We start from the raw sequence: 23,424 nt of genomic DNA, 5'->3' as shown, positions 1-23,424 counted from the left end.
ATCATTCCTCCAACTCCCGTCCGAACAGCCCTTCCGGTTTCACGAGCAGGATGACGACGAGGACGACCAGCGACGCCAGCCCGCTCAGACTCGAATCCACGTACGAAACCGTGAACACTTCGAGGAAGCCGATGATGTACGCGCCGACGAGGCTGCCCCGGATGGAGCCGATGCCGCCCAGGACGACGATGGAAAAGGAGAGCACGAGGGGTTCCCGCCCCATCGCCCAGTCGGCGGTCTGTATCGACCCGAGGAAGACGCCCGCGAGTCCGGCGAGCGCGCCGGCAATCATCCACGTGTAGAGGTACATCCTGTCGGTCTCGATACCGACGAGCGCCGCACCGCGCGTGGACATACTGGTCGCCAGAATCGCCTTGCCGGTTCGGGAGTAGTTCACGGTGGCGAAGAGGACGCCGATGACGACCCACGAGAGCGCGAACGCGAGCACGCGGTTCGACTGGACACCGCCCGCGATTGCGAGGTGCCCCGCGAACAGCGACGGGATGGCCTGCGGTTGGGTACCGACGAGTATCTTCACCACCTCCTCGACGACGATGGCGACGACGAGCGTGAGTATCATCACGGTGATCGGGTTGTCCTTCACACGGCGTATCATCACGAGGTACAGTGCCGCCGCGAACAGGGCCGGGACGACGAGCGCGGCGACCATCCCTACCCAGACGTTGAGTTCGATCACCCTCGTGACGAAGTACGCTGTGAACGCGCCGACGGTGATGTTCGCGCCGTGGCTGAGATTGAGAACGCCGCCGACGCCGAATATGAGCGTGAATCCGATGGCGACCAGCGCGTACAACGCGCTGATGAGCACCGCGTTGACGACGGTGTTGAGAATCCCTGCCATAGCAGTGTCTCACACCCATGGCGGCTTCTTGTACGACCCCGTGGCGATATCCGATGGCCAGATGGGTTTCTGGACGCCGCTCCCGTCCTTTTCCTGCCACTGGAGCCACATCGGCCACGCGGCGTCTTTTCCGTAGACCACGTCGTGCGGGTACTCCTTGTCCTTCCCGTAGTATCTCAGCGTGCCCGTCGTGCCCGTGTACGTCGACGATTCGAGCTTGGGGATGACGTCGTCGGCCTTCCGCGAGTCGGCGCTCTTGACGGCGGCCGCGTACTGCTTGACGGCGTCGAACGTGATGTAGCCGGTGTAAACGGGATACTTGTCGTACTCTTTCTTGTGACTCTTTGCGAACGGGACGGTCTTCTTCGTGACCTTCGAGGTTGGGGTCGCGGAGTTCTGCGTGAGCGCGTACCGACAGGCGCCGCTCACCGAGCCGTAGTATGACGGGAACTGCATCGGGACGTGGATGCCGCCGAACTCGAACTTGCGCTGTTGTTTCGCCCATTGGACGACCGCGGCCGTCCCGGTGTGGGCCATGACGACGTAGGCGGCATCCGCGTTCGCGCTCTCGATGTCGTCGTAGATGGGCGAGAAGTCCTTCGTTCCGCTCGCGTACCGCTTGTTGAGGGGAACGTCGACGCCGGTACTGGAGAGTTGTTTCCCTAGCACCTTTGTCACCGGCTTCGTCCAGGCGTAATCCTCGGCGAGGACGGCGACGGACTTCCAGCCCATCTTGTCGAACTGCGACTTCGCGAAGTCGACCATGTTGACGCCGAGGAAGTGGGAGTTCACCGGACCGGTTCGGAAGAAGTACTTGTACTTATCGTAGTTCTCGGCGACCCGCTTGCTCGCCTCCGGCGTGGCCGCGCCCGAACCCATGTGAACGGTCTTTTGTTGGGCGATGGAATCCATGAGGTTCAACAGCACCTCGCTGGTGAACACGCCGGTCGTGAAATCGACGCTCTCCCCGACGGTGAGGTTCTGGTACTTGGATTTCCCCGTCGAAGGGTCTTCGTGGGTGTCCTTGACGATTACTTCCACGTCTTCGCCGAGAACGCCGCCATCGTCTGTGAGCTGTTTGGCGGCTAGCCTCGCGCCGTTTGCGATGGACGCGCCGATGGGATTTTTCGTCGGTTCGGGTGCGAGCACGCCGACCTTGACGGTTCCCGAGGGGCCGCCACTCCCGCTTCCGAGGCACCCGGCGAGACCAACCGTTCCCGAGACACCTGCGGTTTTCAGCACCGACCGACGAGAAAACAGCCTCGAAGTTTTCGTTGTTTGCTTGACAGGGCTGTTCCTCTTATTCTGGGTCGGTTTCCCGACGCCTTGGTTACTATCGTTAACCATCGTCTGTGTTGCCTATAGCAGAGATACATCATAAATATGCGGGTTGGTAGCACCCGTCCTGACGGCGAAGACGACCGACGTTCGCGCGTCGTCAGCGTTCGAAAAGCGGAGAGGGGCCGTACTTTCGCCTACACATCCGGCGATTCGTCGATGCGTGGAACGCCTTGGGCGGTGATGGTCTCGCCGACGAGGTACGAACTCGCGGGGCTGGCGAGGAACTGCGCCACGTCAGCGATCTCGTCCGACGTGCCGATGCGGCGTTCGACTTCGTCGCGGTCGAGGTTCTCGGCGGAGACGCCCATCTGGGACTCGACGCCCGGCGTAGCGACGAACCCGGGTGCGATAGCGTTCACTCGCACGTCGTCGCCTGCCCACTCGTAGGCGAGCGTCGTCGTGAGGTTGATGACAGCGGCTTTCGCCGCGCCGTAGTGGCTCATGAGCGGCGAACCGCGCTGTCCGGCGACGCTCGCCAGATTGATGACGGTGCCGCCGTCGCCCTCACGCATGTGTTCACCGGCGACCTGCGTACAGTGGTACGTGCCGGTGAGGTTGATATCCACGATGGTTCGCCAGCCGTTCGGACTGATGTCCTCGAACGCCGCCATGAAGCTAGCGCCCGCGTTGTTTACGAGACAGTCGACGCTCCCGTACTTGTCGACCGTCGCCTCAACCAGCGCCTCGACCGCGTCGCGGTCGGTCACGTCGCACTCGACCGCGAGGGCGGTTCCGCCGCGCTCATCGTTTATCGTCTCGGCCACCGGGTCGACGTTCTCCTGTTCGCGCGAGCAGACGACGACGTCCGCGCCCTCGCGCGCGAACTGTTCGGCGATTTCGCGCCCGATGCCGCTCGACGCCCCGGTGACGATGGCGGTTTGCCCGTCGATGGTGAATCGGTCGTTCATCGCGACAGCCCCCTGTTCGCACACTCTATTAGCATCGTTAACTCGCGTCCCTTGTTTCTCGTTATCGTTAATAAATACTCGTACTCGACCAACCTCCGTTAAGATAATGTATGATACCATAGCACATAGTGTATGGACGTACCAGCAGCGCTCCGCTCCGTTCCGGCGGGGAACGCCGCCCGCCTCTTCGAAGCGACCGCCGACCGCCGCGGCAACCGAGTCGCCGTCGAGATGAACGACCGCGAACTCTCCTACGCGGATATCGGCGAGCGGGCGGCCGCCTTCGCGGGGGGGCTCCGCGAGCGCGGTTTCGAACCCGGCGACCGCCTCCTCCTCTACCTCCCGAACTGCCCCGAGTACGTCGTCACCATCCTCGGTGCGTTACGGGCGGGCGTCGTCGTCTCGCCGGTCAACCCGCAGTACAAGACGCGGGAGCTGACACACCAACTCAAAGACGCGGACGCTCGAATCGCCGTCACGCACCCGGCGCTGGTCGACCATCTCGCGGACGCCTGCGCGGAGACGAACCGCGACCCCACCGTCGTCACCGTCGGTGAGACCGGCGACGCCGTCGCATTCGAGGACGTGACGGGCGAGCCCGTGTTCGTCGAACGCGACGCCGACGACACAGCGATGCAGCCGTACACGTCCGGAACGACCGGTCGGCCGAAGGGCGTCCTCGTCACGCACGGAAACCTTCGCGCGCAGGCGTACTCCGGATTCCAGTTCACCGAGCGGTCGCCCGACGAGCAGCGCGAACTCGCGGTTCTCCCGCTCTATCACATCACCGGCTTCGTCCACTCGACGTGGCAGGCGCTGGTACGGGGCGGGACGGTTCATCTCCGGAATCCCGCCGACTGGGACGCCGACGCGGTGATGCGGACGATAGCGGAACGCGAGATAACGAGCTTCATTGGTGTCGCCGCGATGTTCGTGGATATGGTGAACGCCGACTCGTTCGGCGACCGCGACCTGTCGAGCCTCGACACCGTGAACGAGGGCGGCGCGAAGATGCCGGTGGCCGTCCAGCGAGCCTTCGAGGAGACCGCCGGGGTCGAGATGACCGAAGGGTACGGGTTGACCGAGACGACTGCGGCGACGCACACGGGCGTCGGCTCGACGTTCGGCGCGAAACACGGTTCCATCGGCCAGCCGCTCCGGATGACCGACTGCAAGATAGTCGACGATACTGGCGAGGAAGTTCGGCTCGGCGAGACCGGCGAACTCCTCGTACGCGGCCCGCAGGTGATGAAAGGATACCACGACCGACCGGACGCCACGGACGCGGCGTTCACCGACGACGGCTACTTCCGAACCGGCGACGTCGCGCGCCGGGACGACGACAACTACTACGAGATCGTCGACCGGAAAAAGCACATGATAAACACCGCGGGCTACAACGTCTATCCGAGCGAGGTCGAGGAGTTGCTGTTCGAACATCCGGACGTCGCCGACGCCGGCGTGGTCGGTATCCCCGACGAGCGCCGGAATGAGACAGTGAAGGCGTTCGTCGTCCGCGCGCCCGGGAGCGACCTGACCGCGGACGAGGTGCGGGAGTTCTGCTTGTCAAACCTCGCGGAGTACAAGCACCCGCGGGAGGTCGCCTTCGTCGACGAACTCCCCCGAACCGCGAGCGGGAAGGTTCAGAAATTCAAACTCGTGGAGCGCGAGGCCGACGAATGACCGACTACGACGCCGTCTTCTGGGACGTCGGGGGCGTCCTGCTCGACGTGTCGTCCGTTCGGGAGGCGCACGCGGCGTTCGTCGAACGACTCCTTGCCGAAAACGATATCGACGCCACCGCCGACGAATCGCTCGACGTTTGGCGGAACGTCGTCGGTCGGCACTTCCGGGAACGCGACGGAACCGAGTTCCGGTCGGCTCGCACGGCGTACGGTTTGGCCGTGGACGAGGTTCTCGCTCGGGACGTTCCCGAAGACGAGTGGTTCCCGCTGTTTCGCGCGACGGTTCGGGAACACCTCCGGCCGAATCCGGGTGCGCGGGAAGTAACCGCACGGCTCGCCGACGCGGGAGTCTATCAGGGAATCGTGAGCGACGCGGACGCCGACGAGGGTGAGTTCATCCTTGAACATCTCGAGGTACGCGAGCACGTGGACGACGTGACGACCTCGGAAGCCGTGGGGCGGACGAAACCCGACCTGGCGATGTTCGAGGCGGCGCTGGAGAAGAGTCCGATTCCCGCCGAGGGGACGGTGATGGTCGGGGATCGGTACGAACACGATATGGCGGGCGCTGCCAGGCACGGTATCCATCCCGTGAGTCACGGCGCGGAGGACGGGTCGGCGGTCGAGTACGTCGTGGACGACCCCCGCGGCGTGCTCGCGGTCGTCGGCGTCGACGACTGAACTCGCCGAGTCGGCGTCGGTTCGTCGCTCGGTCGAACCGACTATCGTCCCTCGAAGTCGGGGGTTCGGCCTTCGAGGAAGGCCTCGACGCCCTCGGCGTGGTCGGCCGTCTCGAAGACGACGCCCTGCGCGGTCGCCTCGTCCACCATCGCGCGGTCGAGCGGCTTGTCGAAGCCGTCTTGGATGAGGCGTTTCGCGTGTCGAAACGCGACGGTCGGCCCGTCCGCGATTCGTTCGACGAGCGCGTCCACGCGCTCGTCGAACTCGTCGTCCGGGTAGACGTGGTTGAAAAGGCCGAGTTCGGCGGCGCGCTCCGCGTCGCACACCTCGCCGGTATAAACGAGTTCCTTGGCGACGTTTTCGCCGACGATTCGCGGGAGCAGATACGAGGTGCCCGCGTCGACGGTGAGGCCGACTTGCCGGAAGACGAAACCGATGCTCGCCGACGAACTGGCGAGTTGGATGTCGCAAGCGATGGCGAGATTCGCGCCCGCACCGACCGCCGGGCCGTCCACCTTCGCCACCGTCGGATACGGACAGTCGACAACCCGGGACATCGTCTCGCTCGTGGTGCGTTCGAGCGTGGCGACGGCGTCGTCCAGTGACTCGTCGCTTTCGAGGCGCTCGCGCATCCGCTCGATGTCGCCGCCCGCGGAGAACGCGCTGCCTTGGCCGGCGACGACGACGCATCGGATATCCTCACGACACTCGATCTCTGCGAGATGGTCTCGGAGGGCGGCGGAAACGTCTTGAGTGAGGGCGTTCCGGGCGTCCGGTCGGTTCAGCGTGAGGGTAGCGACCTCGTCGGTGACGTCGAGGGTGGCGGCGTCGGTCAACGCGACCACCCCATGCTATGAGATAGCATACACCATCATTACCGTACGAAGGAATAAAAGTTCGCCACTAGAAACACCATCGTTCAATATTTGGTTCCCTATCTTTCCATCGTTGTCCGCAAGGCGAAGATTTACCGTGGCAGCCGCATGATTACGAACGAGATGACGAGCATCCATCCGGAGCGGCGGCGTCGCAACCGCCACCGTCGGGAGGGGTCGCCGTGACCGAACCGGAGTCGTTCCAGTCGTTCATCGACGCCCACGGCTACCTCTCGTGGCTTGACCTCCGCGTCGAGACCGTCGAGGAAGGTTACCTCGAGATGCGGATTCCGTACGACGAGAAGCTCCTCAATCCCATTGGGAGTCCGAAGACCATCCACGGCGGCATCGCCGCGACGCTTGTCGACACCGCGAGCGGGTTCGTCCTCCGGACGACCTTCGACGACCCCGCGAACGCTCGATTGGCGACGACCGACCTCAACGTCTCGTACCTCCGGCCCGCGAACGACGACCTCCTCGCGGAGGCGACCGTCGTCCGGGCCGGAAATTCGATGGGCGTCGTGGAGGTTATCGTCCGAACGACCGACGCCGACGGGGAGCGGACGGAGGCGGTCGTCGGCCGCAGTTCCTATCGGCTCTTTCACTGAACGATTCGACGATGTCACATGATATATTCGAACTCGACGGTCGCGTCGCGGTCGTTACGGGCGGGACGCGCGGTATCGGTCGAGCCGTCGCACGAGCGTTCGCGGACGCGGGGGCCGACGTCGTCCCGACTTCTCGGAGCGAGGACGCTGTCGATGCCGCCGTTACCGATATTCGCAATCGAGGTGTTGACTCGCTCTCGTGTCCGGTCGACGTCGCTGACGAGGACGATATCGACGCCCTCTTCGAGCGAACCGAGGCGGAACTCGGCGGCGTCGACGTGGTCGTCAACAATGCAGGTATCAACCCGGAGGCAGCGCTCGGTCGTCCTGAAGTGGTCGACACCGACGCGTTCGACGAGACGGCGGAGGTCAATCTCCGGGGCGCGTTTCTCACCGCGAAACGCGCCGCCGAGCATCTACACGACTCCGGTGGGAGCGTCATCAACGTCGCCAGCGTCGGAGGTCTCGTCGGACTCCCCCGTCAGCATCCTTACGTCGCGTCGAAGCACGGACTCGTGGGACTCACGCGGAGCATGGCGCTCGATTGGGCCCCTGACGTTCGCGTGAACGCCGTCGCACCCGGCTACGTCAGCACTGAACTGACGGACGACCTCGAAGCGAACGACCGGTTGCGCCAGTCCATCCTCGACCGAACGCCGCTCGATCGGTTCGCCGACCCCGAAGAGATCGCCGGCCCCGCGCTCTTTCTCGCCAGCGACGCGGCCTCGTTCGTCACGGGGAGCTATCTGACCGTGGACGGCGGGTGGACGGCGCGCTGAACCGGCCCGACGACGCGCTTTGTGAGCGGCGCGAGCGTCGGAGACTCGGTACACTCATGGAGATTCGACGGCGAGTGCCACGAAACCAGACACGTATGTCCCATCAACAGTTCTCAGGAGCGTCTCGTTGGCAGATTCTGATGCTAGCCGGAAACTGCGGCGTCCTGCTCGGCCTCGCGCTGACGGCGTACGCGTCGGAACTAACCTTCCTCTGGCTATCACTGTTCGGCGTCGTTCTCATCGCCGTCGCAGCGTACGATTACCGGACTAGCGAGGAGTACCGCGCGTCTCTCGACCTCGAAGAGGAGTCGAACGGAGGATAGGCCGGACTCGGTCGGAACGCCGCGGAGGTTCGCTGGAGCGCGTCATCGCCCCCACGTCCACCGCGCGTCGAGGACGTATCGATACAACCCGGTGAGGCCGATGGCGCTGGCGTTTGCGACGAGGTAGGGGATACTGCGCCACGTCACGAGGACGTAGAGAACGCCGAGTTGGATGGGGATGGCGCTCCCCCGGACGACGTTCGTCTTGAGCAGTCCGACGAAGTACGAGACACGACCCACGTTCCGAGTCGCTCGAAACGTCCACGCGTTGTTGAGAACGTACTGAAAGACGATGGTGAACTCGATGGCGAGAAGCGCGCCAACGAGGTAGTCGAGTCCACCGTGTTCGACGAGCGTCCAGAGGAGCATCGTCTGCACCCCCGCGGCGATAGCGCCGACGATGACGAATCGCCTGAGTTGCGGCGCGATCGGCCCGCTGAGGAGATTCCGAAGGAACGCACGCAACATCAGCGGTCTTCCTCCGGTTTCGTGGACCCGCGCCGGCTCGGGGCGGTCGGCGTAGTCGTATCGGTATCGACCCGCCCGTCGTCTCGGCGTGCGTCGGTGCGTGGCGCGTCCACAGTGTACGTTTCGGCGGTCGACTACTGAAAGTTCCGGCGTCCATCCGCGGTCGCACGCTCCGCGACTGCGACACCGGCCACAGATTTCTCCCGTGCCGAGAGCCAATCCCGTGCCGACGGGCGACGAACGCGTCAGGAGAATCCTATCGATGTCACCGGACACGTCTTCGATGCGGAGTGATCGACTCGACCGAATCGAACGCGGTCTCGACCTGCTGTTCTCGACCGAGATCGCAAAGGAAATCCTCGACAGCGTCGACGTCGAGGCGCTCGACAGCGGTGCGAGTTTCGACGAAGCGGTCGATTACGAACGACTCGGCGAGATACTGGGTAGCGCGCTCGGACACGGCCTCACGAAGCAGTTGCTCGACCGCGTCGCGAGCGACCGCTTCGTCACGCGGGTCGTCGGTAGCTCGGTCGCCGGACGACTCGGCGCGATGGTCGTTCGGGAGCTACTCGACCGAACCGACCCCGAGGAACTGCTGACGTGGCTCACCGACCTCGCCGACGAAGAGTCGTTCGACGCCGACGACGCGATTCCCATTCCGGTCGAGAGCGACGGACGAGAGTGATCGAGACCGCCAACGAATCACGCCGCTCGTTCGCCGACCGAAGTCCGCTGCTCTACGCTCGGTGCATCGGTGAGACGCCGCCGCATCGCCGCACCGCCACAACGCATATTCGACTCCCTCGGGTATCGGGTAGTATGGTACGACCCTCGACTCTGATACTCCTCGCGGGAATCGTGCTCCTGTTCGTTCCGATTCCCCCGGTTGCGACGATCCTCGGAATCATCGTCATCGTCGTCGGTGTCGCACTGCGGTTGCTCACCAACCGATAACGGTCGGTCGACGATCCGGTAGGGGGTGGCGGAGTTGCGGTCGCGGTCTCCGTTCGAACTACATCTGCTCTTCTAGCTGTTCTATCATCTCGTCGGCGGGACGCTCCGTCATCGAATCGTCTGCGAGTTTGAGGCGAAGTCGCGGACGACCGACGTCGATTGGAACTTTCTCGGTATCCAAGATGCCGAGGTCTTCGAGTCTCGTCTTCGTACGCGAGAACGTCGCTTTGCTGGCGAGACCGACGTCCTCGCCCCACTTGCTGATGTCGTAGAGCAGGATGTTGTTCCGCGCCGCCACCAACAAACTGATGGCGACCTCGTCCAGCCCGTTGCTGCCGCGAATCTCGTCCAAGGATGTGAGAACCGTCGTGAAGTCCTCTTCCACCTGCGGGCCGATCTCGTCCCGCAATGTCTCGCGCACCTCCGAAATCGGCGGGGTTCGGAGCGTGAACTCGTCTCCCTCCTCCCACGCCGACATCAACGACTGCCGCGCCGTCTCGACCAACTCACCGTCGTCCGACTGCAACCCGTCGATTCGGCCGTCGAACTGGACGAGCGTGACGATTCGGTCTTCCATCACCACCATCGAACTCCGATAGACCTCGTCTACCGTCCGCAAGGACAACTTGTCGCGGTGGATGAGATCCGCGGTTTCGCTCGCTATCAGGAAATCGTCGGCCATCGTCTTGAGCGTCTCCGGAGCGGCGATGATCCGGAGTTCCGGCAGATCGTCCTCGTACTCGCTCGCGGTGACGATCGCGGCTTCCAACTGTACCTCTGATGGGTTGACGAACAGAATCGGCTCCGATGTTTCCTCGAAGAGTTCTACGAAGATATCCCCCATCTCTCGGTCGAGTAAGTCAGCCATCGACATGGATATTGGAACAGACCCGACGTACTTAGTATTGAGTCAGTTAATTTAGAGTAATCCAGCGTTGTTTCGCGCATTTCACGGAAAGCCAATCATACGACCGAGCGGTCTCCACTAACGTCGTCATTATCCGAATCTATGTCTCCGTAAGCACAATTTACCACCGGGGTCTCTCTGCCTCAAACTGCCCCGTCGATGGGTGATACCATCAGCTTCCATAACGTTTTTCCTGCGGTGATGACGTAATATGTTAATGACAGATGAACGACTCCAGACGGGGATTCTCGCCGTCCTCGATACCGTCCTGAACGGTGGACTCGTTTCGAAACGCTCCTTCGTCCTCCGCGGCGACTCCGCGCGGGCAAGACCCTCACGGGGTTGCGGTTTCTCGAAGCCGGAGCCGAAGGCGGCGAGACGACCCTGTTCGTCTATCTCTCCGAGACTGAGGTCGAACTTCGGAAGAAGGCGGCATCGGTCGGTATCGACGCCGAGACGATCTCGTTTCTCGACCTGCGCGCCGACGCCCCCGACGCGGACGGCCGACAGGAGACCTTCGCGCGACCGTGGACGACGCGGCCCTCGTCGGCCGGCTCTCCGAGCGCATCTCCTCGCTCGATTCCGACCGCGTGGTCGTCGATCCGGTCACCCGCCTTCAGGATCTCCTTTAGAGCCGAGAACGGTACCGGGAAGAGGTCGTCGGTCTGGGTCGGCATCTCAATGACCGCGGCGCGACGGTTCTGTTCACCTGTCGCACCGACCGGTACGGAGACGACCTCTCGTTCGTCGAAGACGGGCGGTGCGAACTCCGAACGAGCGAGCGCACTCGGACGCTGACGGTGTCGAAAACCCTCGCCGAAGGCGCACGGGACGGGTTGCACGGTGTTCGCATCTCCGATGACGGCATCGACGTCTTTCCCTCGTTCGACCCCGAGGTTCACGACAGGGATTTCGAACCCGAAAGCGTCTCCTCGGGCATTCCGCAGGTCGATCAGTTGCTTCACGGCGACATCGAACGCGGTACCGTCACCGTCGTCAGCGGCCCGACCGGGGTGGGGAAAACCACCGTCGGAACGCAGTTCATGAAGGAAGCGGCCGGGCGCGGCGAACGCTCGGTCATTTCCATGTTCGAAGAATCGACCGAGACGTTCCGAGAGCGCAGCGAAGCCATCAACGTCCCGTTGGCCTCGATGGTCGAGGATGGGTCGCTCCACCCCGAAGAGATAGAACCCGTCAAGCGGTCGGCTATCGAGTTCGCAGATACGGTTCGAAACGAGGTCGAGAACCACGAGACGGACATCGTGATGATAGACGGCGTCGAGGGGTACAACGTCTCGCTACAGGACGACAGACTGAATCTTGTCGAGACGATGCAAGCGCTCTGTCGCTATCTCAAGAACATGGGGGTGACCGTCATCCTCGTCACCGAACACGACTCGCTGACCGGGCAGGTCAAGGCGACCGGCGAGGGCATCAGCTACCTCGCGGACAACATCATCCTACTGCAACATCTCGAACTGGGAGGTGAGATGCGGAGAGCCATCGGCGTCCTGAAGAAGCAGACGAGCGACTTCGAGCATCTCCTTCGAGAGTTCCGGATAACGGAGAACGGATTCAAAGTCGGCGAACCGATGGCGAACGTCCAGGGTGTGCTGACGGGGATGCCCTAGATTCGAGAGGAGACCAAGTGACCGAACCTTCTCGAACGCCCGCCCCTGATGCGCGGTTACGGATATCTACAGTGGCGATGTAACGCTCACCGGCTCCGAGAGCAGTCCCGTCGCGGTGCAGAATTCAGAGGACGTGTTCTTCCGGATGCACAGCGTCGACGGCGACCTGGAAGTACGGAACGCCGAATACGTGTTCACCCATCAGTCTGTCGGCGACGGCCTCGACGTTGGACCGCCGGAAACGACGATTCGCGGCAACGTAGAGGACGGCTACGCGGAGACCGACGGCGTGAGCGGCGATGTCGTGATTAACGATGCGGACGGCGTTTTCGTACCGGCCGATGCCGTCGGCGGCGACTTCGCGGTCGTCGGGGTCGAGAACGTCTATTCGGACTCGGTCGAACCGGGACACACTCCCCGGGAGTACGACATATTGCTCATCGGCTGTGAACAGTCCGGAAGCGCGACCGATCCGGACGTCAGCGTCTACGTGACCGGTATGAGCCACGACGTTTGCGTCGACGGGACGCGAACCGATATCGAGGTGTACGTCGTGGGACACGCCCACGATATCTCCGTGGACGGTCGGAACGCCACGGTCGAGGTCGTCCTCTTAGGATACGCCAACACGGTGCGACTCGGCCCGAACCTCTCGGCAGACGTCGTCGCGGAGACAGGATTCGACAACGAGATCGTAGAAGAGCCATATCCGGTCGAAGACCTGATCGAGATGCCGAAAACCGACGCGTTCGGCAACGCTGGGTTCGGTCGAAGAAAGGTGACGTTTCAAGTGCCGGCGGGCGACGAGGATTGGTGTCGGAACTGCGGTGAACCTGCCGACGCGATCATCGAACGACACTAGATGGAGGCGTTCTTCCTGTTCGACCATCCACTCAAGACCTACGATCGAAGCACGAACCCGGCGGTGGAGTGCGAACACTGTTCGCCGAACGCCGTCACTACGGATCTTTCCGAACACGAACGGAGGAATATCCTCGGATGATGGCGACATCGGTCGGCTGATTTCACGATTCTCGTCACGATGTAAGGGACGTTGAATGGGTTGTTCTTCACCCTACTAACGTTCATACGGATGCTGAGTGGAAGCTGAACCGTTCCGTCTCCAGTGAGTACCCCTACGTAGACGGTCGATCGCCCTGGATACTATTCAAGCGCAACGTCCAGCCGTCAGCGTAAGGAAGTCGAACGAGGGCTCTCCGCCTAATCGTCAGACGCGCGCCTGACTGACTTACTTGTAGGTGTGTGCTGACGCCCATCGTATGGCACTCACAACCGTCCCGCACGTCGCCGAGATGGAGAGAAAAGACGGGAGGTGGCCGGGATGACCGAACGAGCGATCGACATCGAACTGTTGGTCGCGGACGCCCCCGACGACGCGCCGCCCGTCGAACCGAACTCTCGCGTCGACGTATCGGTGGACGGCCAGATGTACCCGACCGCGAAACTGACCGACGGTCGCTACGTCGCGTGGTGGTTCGAGACGACGGCGCCGCCGCCGGACGACCGGTTGACGACCGAGTGGGTGGCCGCACCGACCCGCTACCTCGCGGCGGCGACGTTGGGCGAACTGTGGGAGAATCCGGCGGCGTTCGACTCGCTCACGAAATCGACGATTTCGTGAACTCGTCTCGGAGGCGAAAGTTCAGATATCGGGAGTCGGCTCCGAGAGGCGCTCGACGCCGTCGACCCGCTCGATGGTAGTGTCCTGCGAGAGGATGCCCCGCCATAACGCGAATTCCACGTACTCGGCGGCGTAGCCGCCCGCGGACTCGTTCGTGAGCCCGGACAAGCGGGGCAACGCGTCGGAGACGGCGGGTAACGGTTCGGTTGTCGGGGCGAACGTGGGTCGGTCGGTCGCGGACGTCCGGTCGGCCGAGTTCGCGGCAGCCGGATAGCCCGCGAGAACGATCAGGACGGCGAGAGACGCCGAGAGAACTCCGAATCGACGGTTCGGTTCCATGCGAACCGCGACGTATCCTCGCACCTAATCCATCACTCATATGGTGGTTTGAGCCATCGGGGGCGGGCGTCTGCTACCGCGGTGCGAACACCGGGGCGGGCATCCCCTTCGTCTCGATACTGTCGACGAACTCGACGGCGTCTCCGACCTCGACGCGTCCCTCGATTCGACCGAGGAGGTGCGCATCGCCGAGGTCGACGATTGCGACTTGGTACGGACCCTCGACCCCCGCAGGCGGCACGTTTATCGTGGTCTCGCTGTGGACTTCGCCGGTCTGCGGGAGTCGGCGGGAAGCGAGCTCGCGGTCGCCGCAGTCGATGCACGCGCGCTTCGGCGTTGCGGTGACGTGGCCGCACGACCGACATTCGAGTCCCAAAAGCTCGCCCGCATCGAGGTGTTCTCGCCAGTCGGCGTACGTAACGGCGTCCCCTTCGGACGGGTCGTTCGAACTCACGTTCGCGCCTCCATGACGGTGACGACGGTCGTCGCGGCGTCGCCGCCGAGGTTGTGCGCGATACCCGTCGCGGCCCCATCGACTTGGCGGCGGTCGGCGTCGCCGCGTAACTGTTTGGTCAACTCCACGATCTGCGCCGTTCCGGTCGCGCCGATGGGGTGTCCCTTCGCCTTGAGACCGCCGCTCGGATTCACGGGGATGTCGCCGTCGAGGTAGGTGCGGCCCTCGGCCGCCGCCCGCCCGCCGGTGCCGTCTTCGAAGAAGCCGAGCGCTTCGATGGCGAGCACCTCCGCGCCGGTGAAACAGTCGTGCACTTCGGCGAAATCCACGTCGTCGGGGGTGATGTCGGCCTGCGCGTATGCTTCGGTCGCGGCGTCTCGGGCGGCCAGCGTCGCGGTGAGCGATTCCTTGTCGGCCAACGGAACCGCGTCGGTTCTGTGGCCGACCCCCGTGACGGAGACCGGCTCGCCGGCGAAGTTCTCCGCGCGGTCGTCGCCGACGACCACGACCGCGGACGCGCCGTCGGAGAACGGACAGCAGTCCATGAGGTGGAACGGATCCGCGACGGTGGGACTCTCCAGCACCGCCTCGACGGTCGTGTCGCGGCCGAAGTGCGCGTTGGGGTTGTACTGCCCGTGGTGGTGGTTCTTGACGGCGACCTCGGCGAGTTGCGCCTCGGTCGTTCCGTACTCGTGCATGTGGCGCTTGGTGAGCAGCGCGAACACGCCGGGAAACGTCAGTCCCGCCGGTTGCTCATACTGTCGGTGGGCCGCGCTGGCGAATATCTCGGTCATCTCGCCGGTGCCGAGACCGGTTTCGGGGGTACACCGTTCGACGCCGCCCACCAAGGCGATGTCGTGGACGCCGGATTCGACCGCTTGGACGGCGTGTTTGAACGCGTTCGACGAGGTGGCGCACGCATCCTCGAACCGCTGGCAGGGGATTCCGCGGAGGCCGACGTGCGTCGCCAGTTTCGGCGCGAGGTGCGTGTCGCCCTCGGCCTGCCCGCCCAGCGCGTTGCCGAAGTAGAAGGCGTCTATCTCGTCTAAGGCCACGCCGGCGTCGTCGATGGACGCGAACGCGGCGTCCGCGAAGAGCTCTTCGAGTGGCCTGTCGTGCGGGCCGAACTCGGTCATCCCGGCACCCACGACGGTAGCTCGTGGCATGGTTACACGTTTCCCGAGCGACACTAAGAAACCACTGACCGCCGCAATTTTCCGCCGAGGCCGCCGCATATCGAAAGGACTATACTTCGATTCGAAACACTTGTAGCGTCGTGCCCCGCTTCCCGAATCCGATACGGCTCCTCATCTTCGCCATCGGTCTCGCGCTCTCCCGTGTCGGTCTGGTCTCTCCAAAGAACGTCCGTCGAACCACCGATCTCGCGTGGCCGCGCATTGTCACCGGTCTGGCGCGCATGTCGAAGAACGCCGTCGACGTCGCGTTCGTCGGCATCGCCGTCGGACCGGTGGCCATCGCCGGAGTCGGATTCGCCACGCCGTACTGGGGTATCGCGTTCTCGCTCGGCGGGGGGTTCGCGGGCGGCACCATCGCGCTCGTCTCGCAACGCTACGGCGCGGAGGCGTTCGACGAACTCGGACAGGCGGTTCGGTCGAGCGTCGCGCTCGTCCTCGCGGTGTCGTTCCCCGTCGCGGTCGTCTTCGGGCTGTTTCCGGCGGAACTCGTTTCGGTGATGACCGACGACCGGACGGCGATCGAGTTCGGCGCGTCGTACCTCCGCATCCTCTCGGTCGGCGTCCCCTTCGCCGGACTCAACCTCGTCGGCAGTCGCATCTACATCGGCGCCGACGACGCGTGGACGCCGATGCTTGTTCGGGCGGGCGGCGCGCTCACGAACATCGTCCTCAGCGCCGCGTTCGTCTTCTGGGTCGGGCTAGGCGTCGAGGGTGCCGCGCTGGGAACGGTGCTCGCCAACGTGGTCGTGACCGTCGGATTCGCCGTCGGTCTCGTGACCGGTCGGTTTCCCGGCGGAGGGGAGCTCCCCGTACGGGTCGACCCGTTCGACGGCTATCTCGACGCGGAGACGCTCCGACGACTCGTCCGAATCGGCCTGCCGGTCGTCGGTCGGAACTTGGTGTGGACCGTCGCTAAGTTCCCGATGCTCGCCATCGTCGCGCTGTTCGGGCCGAGCGTGGTCGCCGCTTACGTCATCAGCCGACGCATCTGGGGGCTGATGAACACCCCCGGTTGGGGGTTCGGACTGGCGTCCAGCAGCCTCGTCGGGCAGGAACTCGGCGGCGGCGACGAACGCGCCGCCGAGACGTACGCCCGCGACGTCATCGTCTTCTCGGTGGCAACCTACGCGGTCGCCGCGGTCGTCGTCTTCCTGCTGGCCGAACCCATCGTGCTATCATTCGTCGCCGACCCGGCGGACCCCTCGGTTCCGGTCGCGGTGTCGCTCGTCTACGCGGCCTGCGTCGCGGTCATGGCGCAGGGAATCAAGGGGGCGGCCGCCGGGCCGCTCGACGCCAGCGGCGACACTCGCTGGCCGTTCTACAGCCAGATAGTCGGGATGTTCGGCTGCGCGATACCGCTGGCGTGCCTCGGTGCCACCACCTCGCTCGGACTCGCGGGCCTGTACCTGTCGTTCGTCGCCGAGGCAGCGGTGCCCGCGGCCATCAACTACCACCGCTTCTCGACCGGGAAATGGAAGGCCATCAGCCGGGAGTTCCGTCCCGGTTCTCCGGTCGCCGACGACTGAAAACGGAGTCCCGCCCGTCGAAACGCCTTCGTACCGCGACCGTCTCGGTCACCGCATGGTTCACACGGCGGCCCATCTGCTGTCCCTGCTCCCCGCCATCCTGACCCACGGCGTCGTCGGCTACGCACTCGTCCGAATCCTGACGGACGAACCTCCGACGCTCGGATTCCTCGTCGGGATGCTGCCGGATGTCGACCTCTACTTCGGTCACCTCTGGCGGTTTCCATTCGTCCATCGCGGCGTGGTCCACACGCCGCTCTTCGTCCTCGGTTGCTGCGCCGCGGTCTTCGTCGTAACTCGTGAGCGAACGGTCGCGGTCGCCGTCGGTCTTAGCACCCTCTCTCACCTCGTCCTCGATTCGTTCACTGACATGGGGATACTGTGGCTCTACCCCCTCAGCACGCGCTACTTCGCCCACGATATCGAGTTACACGGCGCCCGGAACACGATACTCCTCTGGACGCTGGTCGGAACGGTGCTCGCAGTCGACCGCTGGCGAAATCGTCACGACTCGACCGAAGACTGCGTCTGAAACGCTAGCCATCAACCACTTGAAGGACGGATGAGACGGATTCAGACGTGTTCGTTTCGTCACTTTACGGGCAGGAAACGTACGTGCTCGTCAGATTCCTCCTCCGGCGGGGTATCGGCGTCACGTATCTCGTCGCGTTCCTCGTCGCGGCGAACCAGTTCCGTCCCTTGGTCGGCGAAGACGGCCTGCTACCCATCGAGGGGTATGTCGAACGTCGTCGGTTCCGCGACGCGCCGGGCATTTTCTACCTGTTTCCCGACAACGCGGTCATCGGCGCGGCCGCGTGGCTGGGGGTCGGCCTCTCGATTCTGGCCGTCTCCGGCGCGTCCGAGGCGTTCGGAACCGGCGTCTCGATGCTCGTTTGGGGTACGCTCTGGCTCCTGTACCTCTCCTTCGTGAACGCCGGCCAGACGTTCTACGGGTTCGGCTGGGAGTCGATGCTGCTTGAGACGGGCTTTCTCGCCGTCTTTCTCGGCGCAAGCGACGTTGCGACCCCCACGGTCGTCGTCTGGCTGTTCCGGTGGCTGCTGTTCCGTAACATGTTCGGCGCGGGGCTGATCAAGATCCGCGGCGATGAGTGCTGGCGGAATCTCACGTGCATGGACTACCACTACGAGACACAGCCGATGCCGAACCCGACGAGTTGGTACGCCCACCACCTGCCCGATTCGGTGCATCGAGGCGCGGTCGTGGTGAACCACGTCGTAGAGTTGGCTATCCCGTTTCTGTTCTTCGCTCCGCAACCCGTCGCGGCGTTCGCCGGACTCGCCACGATACTCTTTCAGGGTTGGCTGATGGTGACCGGCAACTTCTCGTGGCTGAACTTCCTAACGGCCGTGCTCGCGTTCAGCACGTTCAGCGACGCGCTCCTCGCGCCGGTGCTGCCCATCACGTCGTGGAACACCGCGACGGCACCGCTCCCCTTCCAAATCGCCGTCTGGCTGTTGGCCGCCGTCGTCGTCCTCCTGAGCGTCAGACCGGTCCGGAACATGCTCTCGTCCGGACAGGTGATGAACACGTCGTTCGACTCGCTTCACCTCGTCAACACCTACGGCGCGTTCGGGTCGATAACGCGAAATCGATACGAAATCGCGGTCGAGGGCACGCACGACGACGTGCTCACCGACGACACGGAGTGGAAAGCCTACGAGTTCAAGGGGAAGCCGACCGACCCAGAACGGCGACCGCCGCAGGTCGCGCCGTACCACCTCCGACTCGACTGGCAACTGTGGTTCGCGGCCATGGCTCCCTCGCCGTTCCGGCATCCGTGGTTCGTTCGCTTGCTCGGCAAACTGTTGGAGGGCGACGAATCGACGCTCTCCCTCCTCCGAACGAACCCGTTTCCGGACGACCCGCCGAAGCACGTGCGGGCGGTTCGCTACCGCTATCGGTTCACGTCGCCCGAGGAGCGAGCAGAGACGGGGCGGTGGTGGCACCGCGACCGCGTCGGAACGTACTTCGACCCGGTCTCCATCGACGACGCTAGAATGCGAGAGTCGCTCCGGCGATAGAGAGCGACCGGTTTCCGTCGGTTCGGTGGACTCGACCGTCGCGGCTCGAACCGCGTTGTATTCGTCGGATAAAACATAATAATCATTATATTAACTCCGGAATACGAAGAGACGAACATGCTCGCAGTTCCCCTCCAAGCCCTTTCCGGCGGGATCGAACTGATAGTCATCTTCTTCACGTTCCTCGTCTGGCTCGTTCCGTTGGCCGGTATCGCGCTGGTGCTCTACTACCTCCGGAGCATCGATAAGCGACTCGAACGATTGGTCGAACTCACCGAGTAGGACACCCCAACGCCCAATACCCGCGCGCCCTTCGACCGAGCGTGACGACGATGAGCGACCTCGACCTGCACCACGCGCATCTGGCCGCCCTGCAACACGACCACGTCGACGTTCCGGAGAACGCGGTCGTCTACGGCGTGGTCAGGAAACCCCTCCCGTGGCTCTGGGGCGTCATCGACGACAACCGCCCGGCGGTCGCCCCGCCGGAATCGCTGCTCGACGAGTTCAAAGGGCGAGCCGACGAAGTCGGCCACAACCGGGCGTGGGAGGAACTGGAGTTCGAGCGGCGCTATCGGAACCACCTCCGGACGAGCGATTCGGCGGCGGAGACGATGGCCGAACTCCGCGACGAAGCCTGCGAACGACCGGTGTACCTCGTCTGCTACGAGAACGTCGAGCAGAAGAACTGTCACCGCACACTGCTCGTCGACGAGTTGGAGAACGGAAAGTGACCGTATCGAGTCTTCCTATGGCGCCCCGTTCAGCATCTGCCACCAGACTATCGGCAACGACATCGCCAGTATCGGCACCCCGAGGAGCGCAACGACGAGCGTCCCGCCTTCGATAGTCAGGAAGAGGAGCGAATTGAAGGAGTGTGGCATCATCGACCAGTGTTGCCAGAACTGCTGCCACAACCGAGGTAGGAACAGTACGACCCCCGCCCAGCCGAGCCACGAGATGACGGAGACGGCGAGTCGAGACGGTGAACGTTCGGAGAGGCGACCCATGAACATGTAATGGTTTTCGGCGCACCGGTATCGGTTTTACTGACTCGGCCGAGGTGCGCGACCGTTCGACCCAGAGGGAGTCACCGATATCGAACTCGACTAGGGAAGATACTGAACGACGTTCGCGTCGATGAACGACGAGACGCTGATGAGGAGCGTCATCCCGACCGCGAGGAGGACGACGATGCGAACGTGCCACAACCAGTACCGCGGCAGGAATCGCTCGTGAAGCCCTTCGCCGAGTTCCGCCATCGCTTCCCGACCGTAGTTCCATCCGACGAACACAGTGACGAGGAAGATGCCGACCGGAAGCAGAACTTCGCTGGCGACCGAATCGAACAATTCGAGCGTGCTCGTGTTCAACGCGGTCGGAACGCCGAGGAGGAACGCGCCGACGCCGAGTCCCCCGGCGACCACCGGTCGGTCGACCGCGTAGTTGTCGACGAAGTACGCCGTGGGGATTTCGAGCAGGCTGATCGACGACGATATCGCCGCGATGAGAACGACGAAGTAGAACACGATGCCGAGCACCTCCCCGGCGGGAAGCGTCCGGAAGGCGTTCGCGATACTGACGAAGATGGCACCGGCCCCGGCTTCGCCCGGCTTCACGCCCTGTGCGAAGAGCAAAGGAAACACGATCAGACCGGCGAGGTAGCCGACGAGCGTGTTCATCACGACGATGGCGACGCCGTCGGTGACGAGGCTCTCGGAGTCTTCGACGTACGACGCGTAGGTTATCATGATTCCCGAGCCGAGAGACAGGGTGAACAACACTTCCCCGACCGCGGCGGGGATGAGGGTGTCGAGGTTCGAGAAGAGGTACTGGAAGTCGGGTTCGAGGAAGTACCGGTATCCGGCACCCGCACCCGGGAGGGTCGTGGCGTAGAGCGCGAGCGCGACCATCAGGACGACGATGGCGGGAACCATGATTTTGGTCGCCAGTTCGATGCCGCGTTCGATTCCGAACGCCACGATTCCGACCGTGACGAGGAGGAAGAGCGCTCCGTACAATAGCGCGTCGACGCCGGCGGCGGCCGCCTCGAAGTGCGCGGCCGGTCTGGCGAAGTACGCCCCACTCGGGCTTTCGAACAGGTATCGCGTTACCCAGCCGCCGACGACGCTGTAGTACGCTACGACCCAGAACGCCGTCACCGCGGCGAGCGCACCGGCCGCCTTCCACGCCCGTCCGCCGGCCGCGAAGGCATCGACGACGTTCCGGTGCGTTCGCCGTCCGATGGTGAACTCCGCCAACATCGCGGGGAGTCCGATTAGCAGAACCGCGATGAAGTTGACGAGCAGGAACGCGGAACCTCCGTGGCCCGCGGCTTCGTACGGAAAGCGCCAGACGTTTCCGAGACCCACCGCGCTCCCTATCGCCGCCGCGATGAAGCCGAGCCGCGAACCCCAGTGTTCGCGGCCGGGGAGTCGGTCGGTCAGCCCCGCCGTATCATTGGTACTCTGTGGCATATAATGGCTGATAGTGAAAACTAATAATATTGATATTGGCCGATTCCTCGAAACGTGTCCTTCCAGCAGGCCCTTTTACGACTGGCCGTGCTACGGGAGCGTATGCCAGAGGGAGTGGACGCGACCGAGTATCACGAACGGACGAAACACTCGCCGGAGAGCGTCGGAGGCGGCCGAATGGAGTGGGAGAATCAGCCGACCCCGTACAAGACCTACGTGGACGTACCGCGAGTGGCGCTCGCGCGGTCGATTCGACCGCCGCAACTTCCGACGCTCTCGGCGCTTCACTGGCGGGTTTCGGACGCGGACGAGGGAACGAGCCCGGCCGTCGACCGCGAAACCCTCACGCAACTCTGCTATTACGCCGCGGGCGTCACGCGCGAACTCCCGATTCCGTCGCGGTCGCCCCTCCGGAGCGACACGGCCCGCTACCGCGCGGCTTCGTGTACCGGAAAACTGTATCACATCGACCTCTATCCCGTCGTCGGCGAGGGCGTCGACGGAATCGACCCCGGCGTGTACCACTTCGACCCGACGACGCTCTCGCTCGATGTGCTCCGCGAGGGCGATTTCCGGGGCGTCCTCGCCGCGGCCAGCGGGGGCGAAGCGCACGTCGTCGCCGCCCCGGTCACGTTCGTCGCCACCTCGACGTGGTGGCGGAACGCGTGGAAGTACGGCGAACGCACCTACCGCCACGCGTTCTGGGACTCCGGAACCGTCTTGGCGAACCTCACGGCGGTCGCCCGCGGGCTCGAACTCCCCACCGAGGTCGTGACCGCATTCGCCGACGAGGAGGTCGCCGCGCTGCTCGGACTCGACACCGCCGAGGAAGCGCCATTGGAACTCGTCCCCGTCGGTACCGGCGCACCCGCACCCGACGCGCCGCGGGTTCCGACCGTCGACCCCGAGACGGAACCACTCTCGGAACACATCGTCGACCATCCGCTCATCCACGAGGCGTACGTCGGTTCGTCGCTCCCGGACGGCGACGCCGTCCGCGACTGGCGCGAGCGCGCTCCCCGAGAGCCGCTGACCCGCGACGTGGGGGATGGCGAGCGCGTCCCCCTCGAACCCGTCGGTCCGGAGCGAGCCTCGAAGGTGCCGCTCCACGAGACGATCACTCGTCGCGGCTCCTGCCGGGAGTTCGTGCGCGACGACCTGAACTTCCGGAAAGTGTCGACCGTCCTCGAACGAGCCGTGAGCGGCGTTCCGCTCGACGCGCGGAACGCCGAGGGTGCGCTCCAGTACACCGACTGCTATCTGCTGGTCAACGGGGTCGAGGGCGTCGAATCCGGCGCGTACCACTACCACCCTGAGGCCGGGGAGCTCGAACGACTCAGGGCCGGAGCGTGTCGCAAGGAGGCCGGTCACCTCGCGCTCGACCAGCGACTCGGCGCTGACGCGGCTGTCTGCGCGTACTTTCTGGCCGACCTCGACGCCGTCACAGAGCGACTCGGCGACCGAGGCTACCGCGTCGCCCAGCTCGAAGCCGCGCTCACCGCCGGCAACCTCTATCTCGCCACCTACGCGCACCGCGAGCTCGGCGGCACCGGGCTGACCTTCTACGACGATTCGGTCACCGAGTTCCTCTCGCCGCGTGCGCGGGGTCAGACGCCGATGTTCCTCTACGCCCTCGGGCGACCGGCGTGACCTTCACGGCGCGACAACACGTCTCGTTTCGCGGCTCCCGCGACGATACTCGTCGAAACGGTCATGGTGCGGGCG

General features: G+C 64.1%; 29 protein-coding genes. 18 read left to right on the top strand and 11 right to left on the bottom strand.

The window, feature by feature from the left end:
* Window position 1: 1 nt before the first annotated feature.
* The 3 genes from LIW51_RS22710 to LIW51_RS22700 form a co-directional block, all read right to left on the bottom strand.
* Entirely contained in the window at window positions 2-862 is an 861-nt protein-coding gene (locus LIW51_RS22710) for a branched-chain amino acid ABC transporter permease (protein WP_227377360.1), read from the bottom strand.
* Between the two features lie 9 nt (window positions 863-871).
* Window positions 872-2,104: an ABC transporter substrate-binding protein gene (locus LIW51_RS22705; protein WP_227377359.1), complete on the bottom strand. Its 1,233-nt coding sequence runs from the start codon at window positions 2,102-2,104 to the stop codon at window positions 872-874.
* 233 nt (window positions 2,105-2,337) lie between these two features.
* A complete protein-coding gene (locus tag LIW51_RS22700; protein WP_227377358.1) occupies window positions 2,338-3,111 on the bottom strand; it encodes an SDR family NAD(P)-dependent oxidoreductase in 774 nt (257 codons plus the stop codon).
* Between the two features lie 132 nt (window positions 3,112-3,243).
* Here LIW51_RS22700 and LIW51_RS22695 point away from each other — a divergent pair, with 132 nt between their 5' ends.
* Both LIW51_RS22695 and LIW51_RS22690 read left to right on the top strand, forming a co-directional pair.
* A complete protein-coding gene (locus tag LIW51_RS22695; RefSeq protein WP_227377357.1) occupies window positions 3,244-4,794 on the top strand; it encodes a class I adenylate-forming enzyme family protein in 1,551 nt (516 codons plus the stop codon).
* Window positions 4,791-5,477, top strand: a complete 687-nt coding sequence (locus tag LIW51_RS22690; protein ID WP_227377356.1) for an HAD family hydrolase — start codon at window positions 4,791-4,793, stop codon at window positions 5,475-5,477. The genes LIW51_RS22695 and LIW51_RS22690 overlap by 4 nt, the downstream gene beginning before the upstream one ends.
* A gap of 41 nt (window positions 5,478-5,518) precedes the next feature.
* Here LIW51_RS22690 and LIW51_RS22685 read toward each other — a convergent pair whose 3' ends face one another.
* A complete protein-coding gene (locus tag LIW51_RS22685; RefSeq protein WP_438267382.1) occupies window positions 5,519-6,322 on the bottom strand; it encodes an enoyl-CoA hydratase/isomerase family protein in 804 nt (267 codons plus the stop codon).
* A gap of 212 nt (window positions 6,323-6,534) precedes the next feature.
* Here LIW51_RS22685 and LIW51_RS22680 point away from each other — a divergent pair, with 212 nt between their 5' ends.
* From LIW51_RS22680 to LIW51_RS22670, 3 genes are read left to right on the top strand one after another with little or no spacing between them, the layout of a single operon-like run.
* Complete coding sequence (locus LIW51_RS22680) at window positions 6,535-6,960, top strand: PaaI family thioesterase (protein ID WP_227377354.1); 426 nt, start codon at window positions 6,535-6,537, stop codon at window positions 6,958-6,960.
* An 11-nt stretch (window positions 6,961-6,971) separates the two neighbouring features.
* Entirely contained in the window at window positions 6,972-7,739 is a 768-nt protein-coding gene (locus LIW51_RS22675) for an SDR family NAD(P)-dependent oxidoreductase (protein WP_227377353.1), read from the top strand.
* The gene (locus LIW51_RS22670; RefSeq protein WP_227378320.1) at window positions 7,724-8,062 is read left to right on the top strand and encodes a hypothetical protein; all 339 of its coding nucleotides are present in this window, start codon (window positions 7,724-7,726) and stop codon (window positions 8,060-8,062) included. The genes LIW51_RS22675 and LIW51_RS22670 overlap by 16 nt, the downstream gene beginning before the upstream one ends.
* A 42-nt stretch (window positions 8,063-8,104) precedes the next feature.
* On the opposite strand, the gene LIW51_RS39425 is transcribed toward LIW51_RS22670, so the two are convergent.
* A complete protein-coding gene (locus tag LIW51_RS39425) occupies window positions 8,105-8,530 on the bottom strand; it encodes a GtrA family protein (protein ID WP_368411831.1) in 426 nt (141 codons plus the stop codon).
* A 283-nt stretch (window positions 8,531-8,813) separates the two neighbouring features.
* Between LIW51_RS39425 and LIW51_RS22660 the strand changes: the two genes are divergently transcribed.
* Window positions 8,814-9,215 carry a hypothetical protein gene (locus LIW51_RS22660; protein ID WP_227377351.1) on the top strand — a complete coding sequence of 134 codons (402 nt, stop codon included), beginning with the start codon at window positions 8,814-8,816 and terminating at the stop codon, window positions 9,213-9,215.
* A 134-nt stretch (window positions 9,216-9,349) separates the two neighbouring features.
* The gene (locus LIW51_RS22655; RefSeq protein WP_227377350.1) at window positions 9,350-9,484 is read left to right on the top strand and encodes a transporter; all 135 of its coding nucleotides are present in this window, start codon (window positions 9,350-9,352) and stop codon (window positions 9,482-9,484) included.
* 58 nt (window positions 9,485-9,542) lie between these two features.
* Here LIW51_RS22655 and tbsP read toward each other — a convergent pair whose 3' ends face one another.
* On the bottom strand, window positions 9,543-10,352 hold the full coding sequence (gene tbsP, locus LIW51_RS22650) for a transcriptional regulator TbsP (protein ID WP_227377349.1): 810 nt from the start codon (window positions 10,350-10,352) through the stop codon (window positions 9,543-9,545).
* A gap of 381 nt (window positions 10,353-10,733) precedes the next feature.
* Between tbsP and LIW51_RS22645 the strand changes: the two genes are divergently transcribed.
* From LIW51_RS22645 to LIW51_RS22625, 5 genes are all read left to right on the top strand, one after another.
* Window positions 10,734-11,189, top strand: a complete 456-nt coding sequence (locus tag LIW51_RS22645) for a P-loop NTPase family protein (RefSeq protein WP_227377348.1) — start codon at window positions 10,734-10,736, stop codon at window positions 11,187-11,189.
* A 2-nt stretch (window positions 11,190-11,191) separates the two neighbouring features.
* Window positions 11,192-12,022, top strand: a complete 831-nt coding sequence (locus LIW51_RS22640; protein ID WP_227377347.1) for an ATPase domain-containing protein — start codon at window positions 11,192-11,194, stop codon at window positions 12,020-12,022.
* Between the two features lie 115 nt (window positions 12,023-12,137).
* Entirely contained in the window at window positions 12,138-12,884 is a 747-nt protein-coding gene (locus tag LIW51_RS22635) for a hypothetical protein (protein ID WP_227377346.1), read from the top strand.
* Window positions 12,885-13,025: a hypothetical protein gene (locus LIW51_RS22630; RefSeq protein WP_227377345.1), complete on the top strand. Its 141-nt coding sequence runs from the start codon at window positions 12,885-12,887 to the stop codon at window positions 13,023-13,025. It begins immediately after the preceding gene.
* 339 nt (window positions 13,026-13,364) lie between these two features.
* Window positions 13,365-13,664, top strand: a complete 300-nt coding sequence (locus LIW51_RS22625; protein ID WP_227377344.1) for a hypothetical protein — start codon at window positions 13,365-13,367, stop codon at window positions 13,662-13,664.
* 21 nt (window positions 13,665-13,685) lie between these two features.
* Here the strand turns inward: LIW51_RS22625 and LIW51_RS22620 are convergent, their stop codons facing one another.
* From LIW51_RS22620 to LIW51_RS22610, 3 genes are read right to left on the bottom strand one after another with little or no spacing between them, the layout of a single operon-like run.
* A complete protein-coding gene (locus tag LIW51_RS22620; RefSeq protein ID WP_227377343.1) occupies window positions 13,686-14,027 on the bottom strand; it encodes a hypothetical protein in 342 nt (113 codons plus the stop codon).
* Window positions 14,028-14,076: 49 nt separating this feature from the next.
* Window positions 14,077-14,457, bottom strand: a complete 381-nt coding sequence (locus LIW51_RS22615; protein ID WP_227377342.1) for a Zn-ribbon domain-containing OB-fold protein — start codon at window positions 14,455-14,457, stop codon at window positions 14,077-14,079.
* Window positions 14,454-15,623: a thiolase domain-containing protein gene (locus LIW51_RS22610; protein WP_227377341.1), complete on the bottom strand. Its 1,170-nt coding sequence runs from the start codon at window positions 15,621-15,623 to the stop codon at window positions 14,454-14,456. The genes LIW51_RS22615 and LIW51_RS22610 overlap by 4 nt, the downstream gene beginning before the upstream one ends.
* Before the next feature lie 110 nt (window positions 15,624-15,733).
* Between LIW51_RS22610 and LIW51_RS22605 the strand changes: the two genes are divergently transcribed.
* The 5 genes from LIW51_RS22605 (at window position 15,734) to LIW51_RS22585 (ending at window position 19,956) form a co-directional block, all read left to right on the top strand.
* Complete coding sequence (locus LIW51_RS22605) at window positions 15,734-17,179, top strand: MATE family efflux transporter (RefSeq protein WP_227377340.1); 1,446 nt, start codon at window positions 15,734-15,736, stop codon at window positions 17,177-17,179.
* A 55-nt stretch (window positions 17,180-17,234) separates the two neighbouring features.
* A complete protein-coding gene (locus tag LIW51_RS22600; RefSeq protein WP_227377339.1) occupies window positions 17,235-17,711 on the top strand; it encodes a metal-dependent hydrolase in 477 nt (158 codons plus the stop codon).
* 47 nt (window positions 17,712-17,758) lie between these two features.
* The gene (locus tag LIW51_RS22595) at window positions 17,759-19,222 is read left to right on the top strand and encodes a lipase maturation factor family protein (protein WP_227377338.1); all 1,464 of its coding nucleotides are present in this window, start codon (window positions 17,759-17,761) and stop codon (window positions 19,220-19,222) included.
* 117 nt (window positions 19,223-19,339) lie between these two features.
* A complete protein-coding gene (locus LIW51_RS22590) occupies window positions 19,340-19,504 on the top strand; it encodes a hypothetical protein (protein ID WP_227377337.1) in 165 nt (54 codons plus the stop codon).
* A 50-nt stretch (window positions 19,505-19,554) separates the two neighbouring features.
* Window positions 19,555-19,956 (top strand): DUF488 domain-containing protein, encoded by a 402-nt coding sequence (locus LIW51_RS22585; protein WP_227377336.1) that lies wholly within the window; start codon window positions 19,555-19,557, stop codon window positions 19,954-19,956.
* A 15-nt stretch (window positions 19,957-19,971) separates the two neighbouring features.
* Here LIW51_RS22585 and LIW51_RS22580 read toward each other — a convergent pair whose 3' ends face one another.
* Together LIW51_RS22580 and LIW51_RS22575 are read right to left on the bottom strand one after the other, a co-directional pair.
* On the bottom strand, window positions 19,972-20,232 hold the full coding sequence (locus LIW51_RS22580) for a hypothetical protein (RefSeq protein ID WP_227377335.1): 261 nt from the start codon (window positions 20,230-20,232) through the stop codon (window positions 19,972-19,974).
* Between the two features lie 99 nt (window positions 20,233-20,331).
* Window positions 20,332-21,699: a sodium-dependent transporter gene (locus tag LIW51_RS22575; RefSeq protein ID WP_227377334.1), complete on the bottom strand. Its 1,368-nt coding sequence runs from the start codon at window positions 21,697-21,699 to the stop codon at window positions 20,332-20,334.
* Window positions 21,700-21,801: 102 nt separating this feature from the next.
* On the opposite strand from LIW51_RS22575, the gene LIW51_RS22570 reads away from it, so the two are divergent.
* Window positions 21,802-23,349, top strand: a complete 1,548-nt coding sequence (locus LIW51_RS22570) for a SagB/ThcOx family dehydrogenase (protein ID WP_227377333.1) — start codon at window positions 21,802-21,804, stop codon at window positions 23,347-23,349.
* Window positions 23,350-23,424 lie beyond the last annotated feature (75 nt).

Origin of the sequence: Haladaptatus halobius (assembly GCF_020618475.1) — an archaeon.
GTDB lineage: Archaea > Halobacteriota > Halobacteria > Halobacteriales > Haladaptataceae > Haladaptatus > Haladaptatus halobius.
Note: the sequence above shows the minus strand (reverse complement) of the source record. Positions and strands in the feature narration are given on the sequence as shown.

Bases quoted from the DNA above. Each gene is read 5' to 3' on its own strand.
- LIW51_RS22710 (WP_227377360.1), bottom strand. From the start codon at position 862: ATGGCAGGGATTCTCAACACCGTCGTCAACGCGGTGCTCATCAGCGCG.
- LIW51_RS22700 (WP_227377358.1), bottom strand. From the start codon at position 3,111: ATGAACGACCGATTCACCATCGACGGGCAAACCGCCATCGTCACCGGG.
- LIW51_RS22695 (WP_227377357.1), top strand. From the start codon at position 3,244: ATGGACGTACCAGCAGCGCTCCGCTCCGTTCCGGCGGGGAACGCCGCC.
- LIW51_RS22690 (WP_227377356.1), top strand. From the start codon at position 4,791: ATGACCGACTACGACGCCGTCTTCTGGGACGTCGGGGGCGTCCTGCTC.
- LIW51_RS22675 (WP_227377353.1), top strand. From the start codon at position 6,972: ATGTCACATGATATATTCGAACTCGACGGTCGCGTCGCGGTCGTTACG.
- LIW51_RS39425 (WP_368411831.1), bottom strand. From the start codon at position 8,530: ATGTTGCGTGCGTTCCTTCGGAATCTCCTCAGCGGGCCGATCGCGCCG.
- LIW51_RS22660 (WP_227377351.1), top strand. From the start codon at position 8,814: ATGCGGAGTGATCGACTCGACCGAATCGAACGCGGTCTCGACCTGCTG.
- LIW51_RS22655 (WP_227377350.1), top strand. From the start codon at position 9,350: ATGGTACGACCCTCGACTCTGATACTCCTCGCGGGAATCGTGCTCCTG.
- tbsP (WP_227377349.1), bottom strand. From the start codon at position 10,352: ATGGCTGACTTACTCGACCGAGAGATGGGGGATATCTTCGTAGAACTC.
- LIW51_RS22630 (WP_227377345.1), top strand. From the start codon at position 12,885: ATGGAGGCGTTCTTCCTGTTCGACCATCCACTCAAGACCTACGATCGA.
- LIW51_RS22625 (WP_227377344.1), top strand. From the start codon at position 13,365: ATGACCGAACGAGCGATCGACATCGAACTGTTGGTCGCGGACGCCCCC.
- LIW51_RS22610 (WP_227377341.1), bottom strand. From the start codon at position 15,623: ATGCCACGAGCTACCGTCGTGGGTGCCGGGATGACCGAGTTCGGCCCG.
- LIW51_RS22600 (WP_227377339.1), top strand. From the start codon at position 17,235: ATGGTTCACACGGCGGCCCATCTGCTGTCCCTGCTCCCCGCCATCCTG.
- LIW51_RS22590 (WP_227377337.1), top strand. From the start codon at position 19,340: ATGCTCGCAGTTCCCCTCCAAGCCCTTTCCGGCGGGATCGAACTGATA.
- LIW51_RS22585 (WP_227377336.1), top strand. From the start codon at position 19,555: ATGAGCGACCTCGACCTGCACCACGCGCATCTGGCCGCCCTGCAACAC.
- LIW51_RS22580 (WP_227377335.1), bottom strand. From the start codon at position 20,232: ATGGGTCGCCTCTCCGAACGTTCACCGTCTCGACTCGCCGTCTCCGTC.
- LIW51_RS22575 (WP_227377334.1), bottom strand. From the start codon at position 21,699: ATGCCACAGAGTACCAATGATACGGCGGGGCTGACCGACCGACTCCCC.
- LIW51_RS22570 (WP_227377333.1), top strand. From the start codon at position 21,802: ATGCCAGAGGGAGTGGACGCGACCGAGTATCACGAACGGACGAAACAC.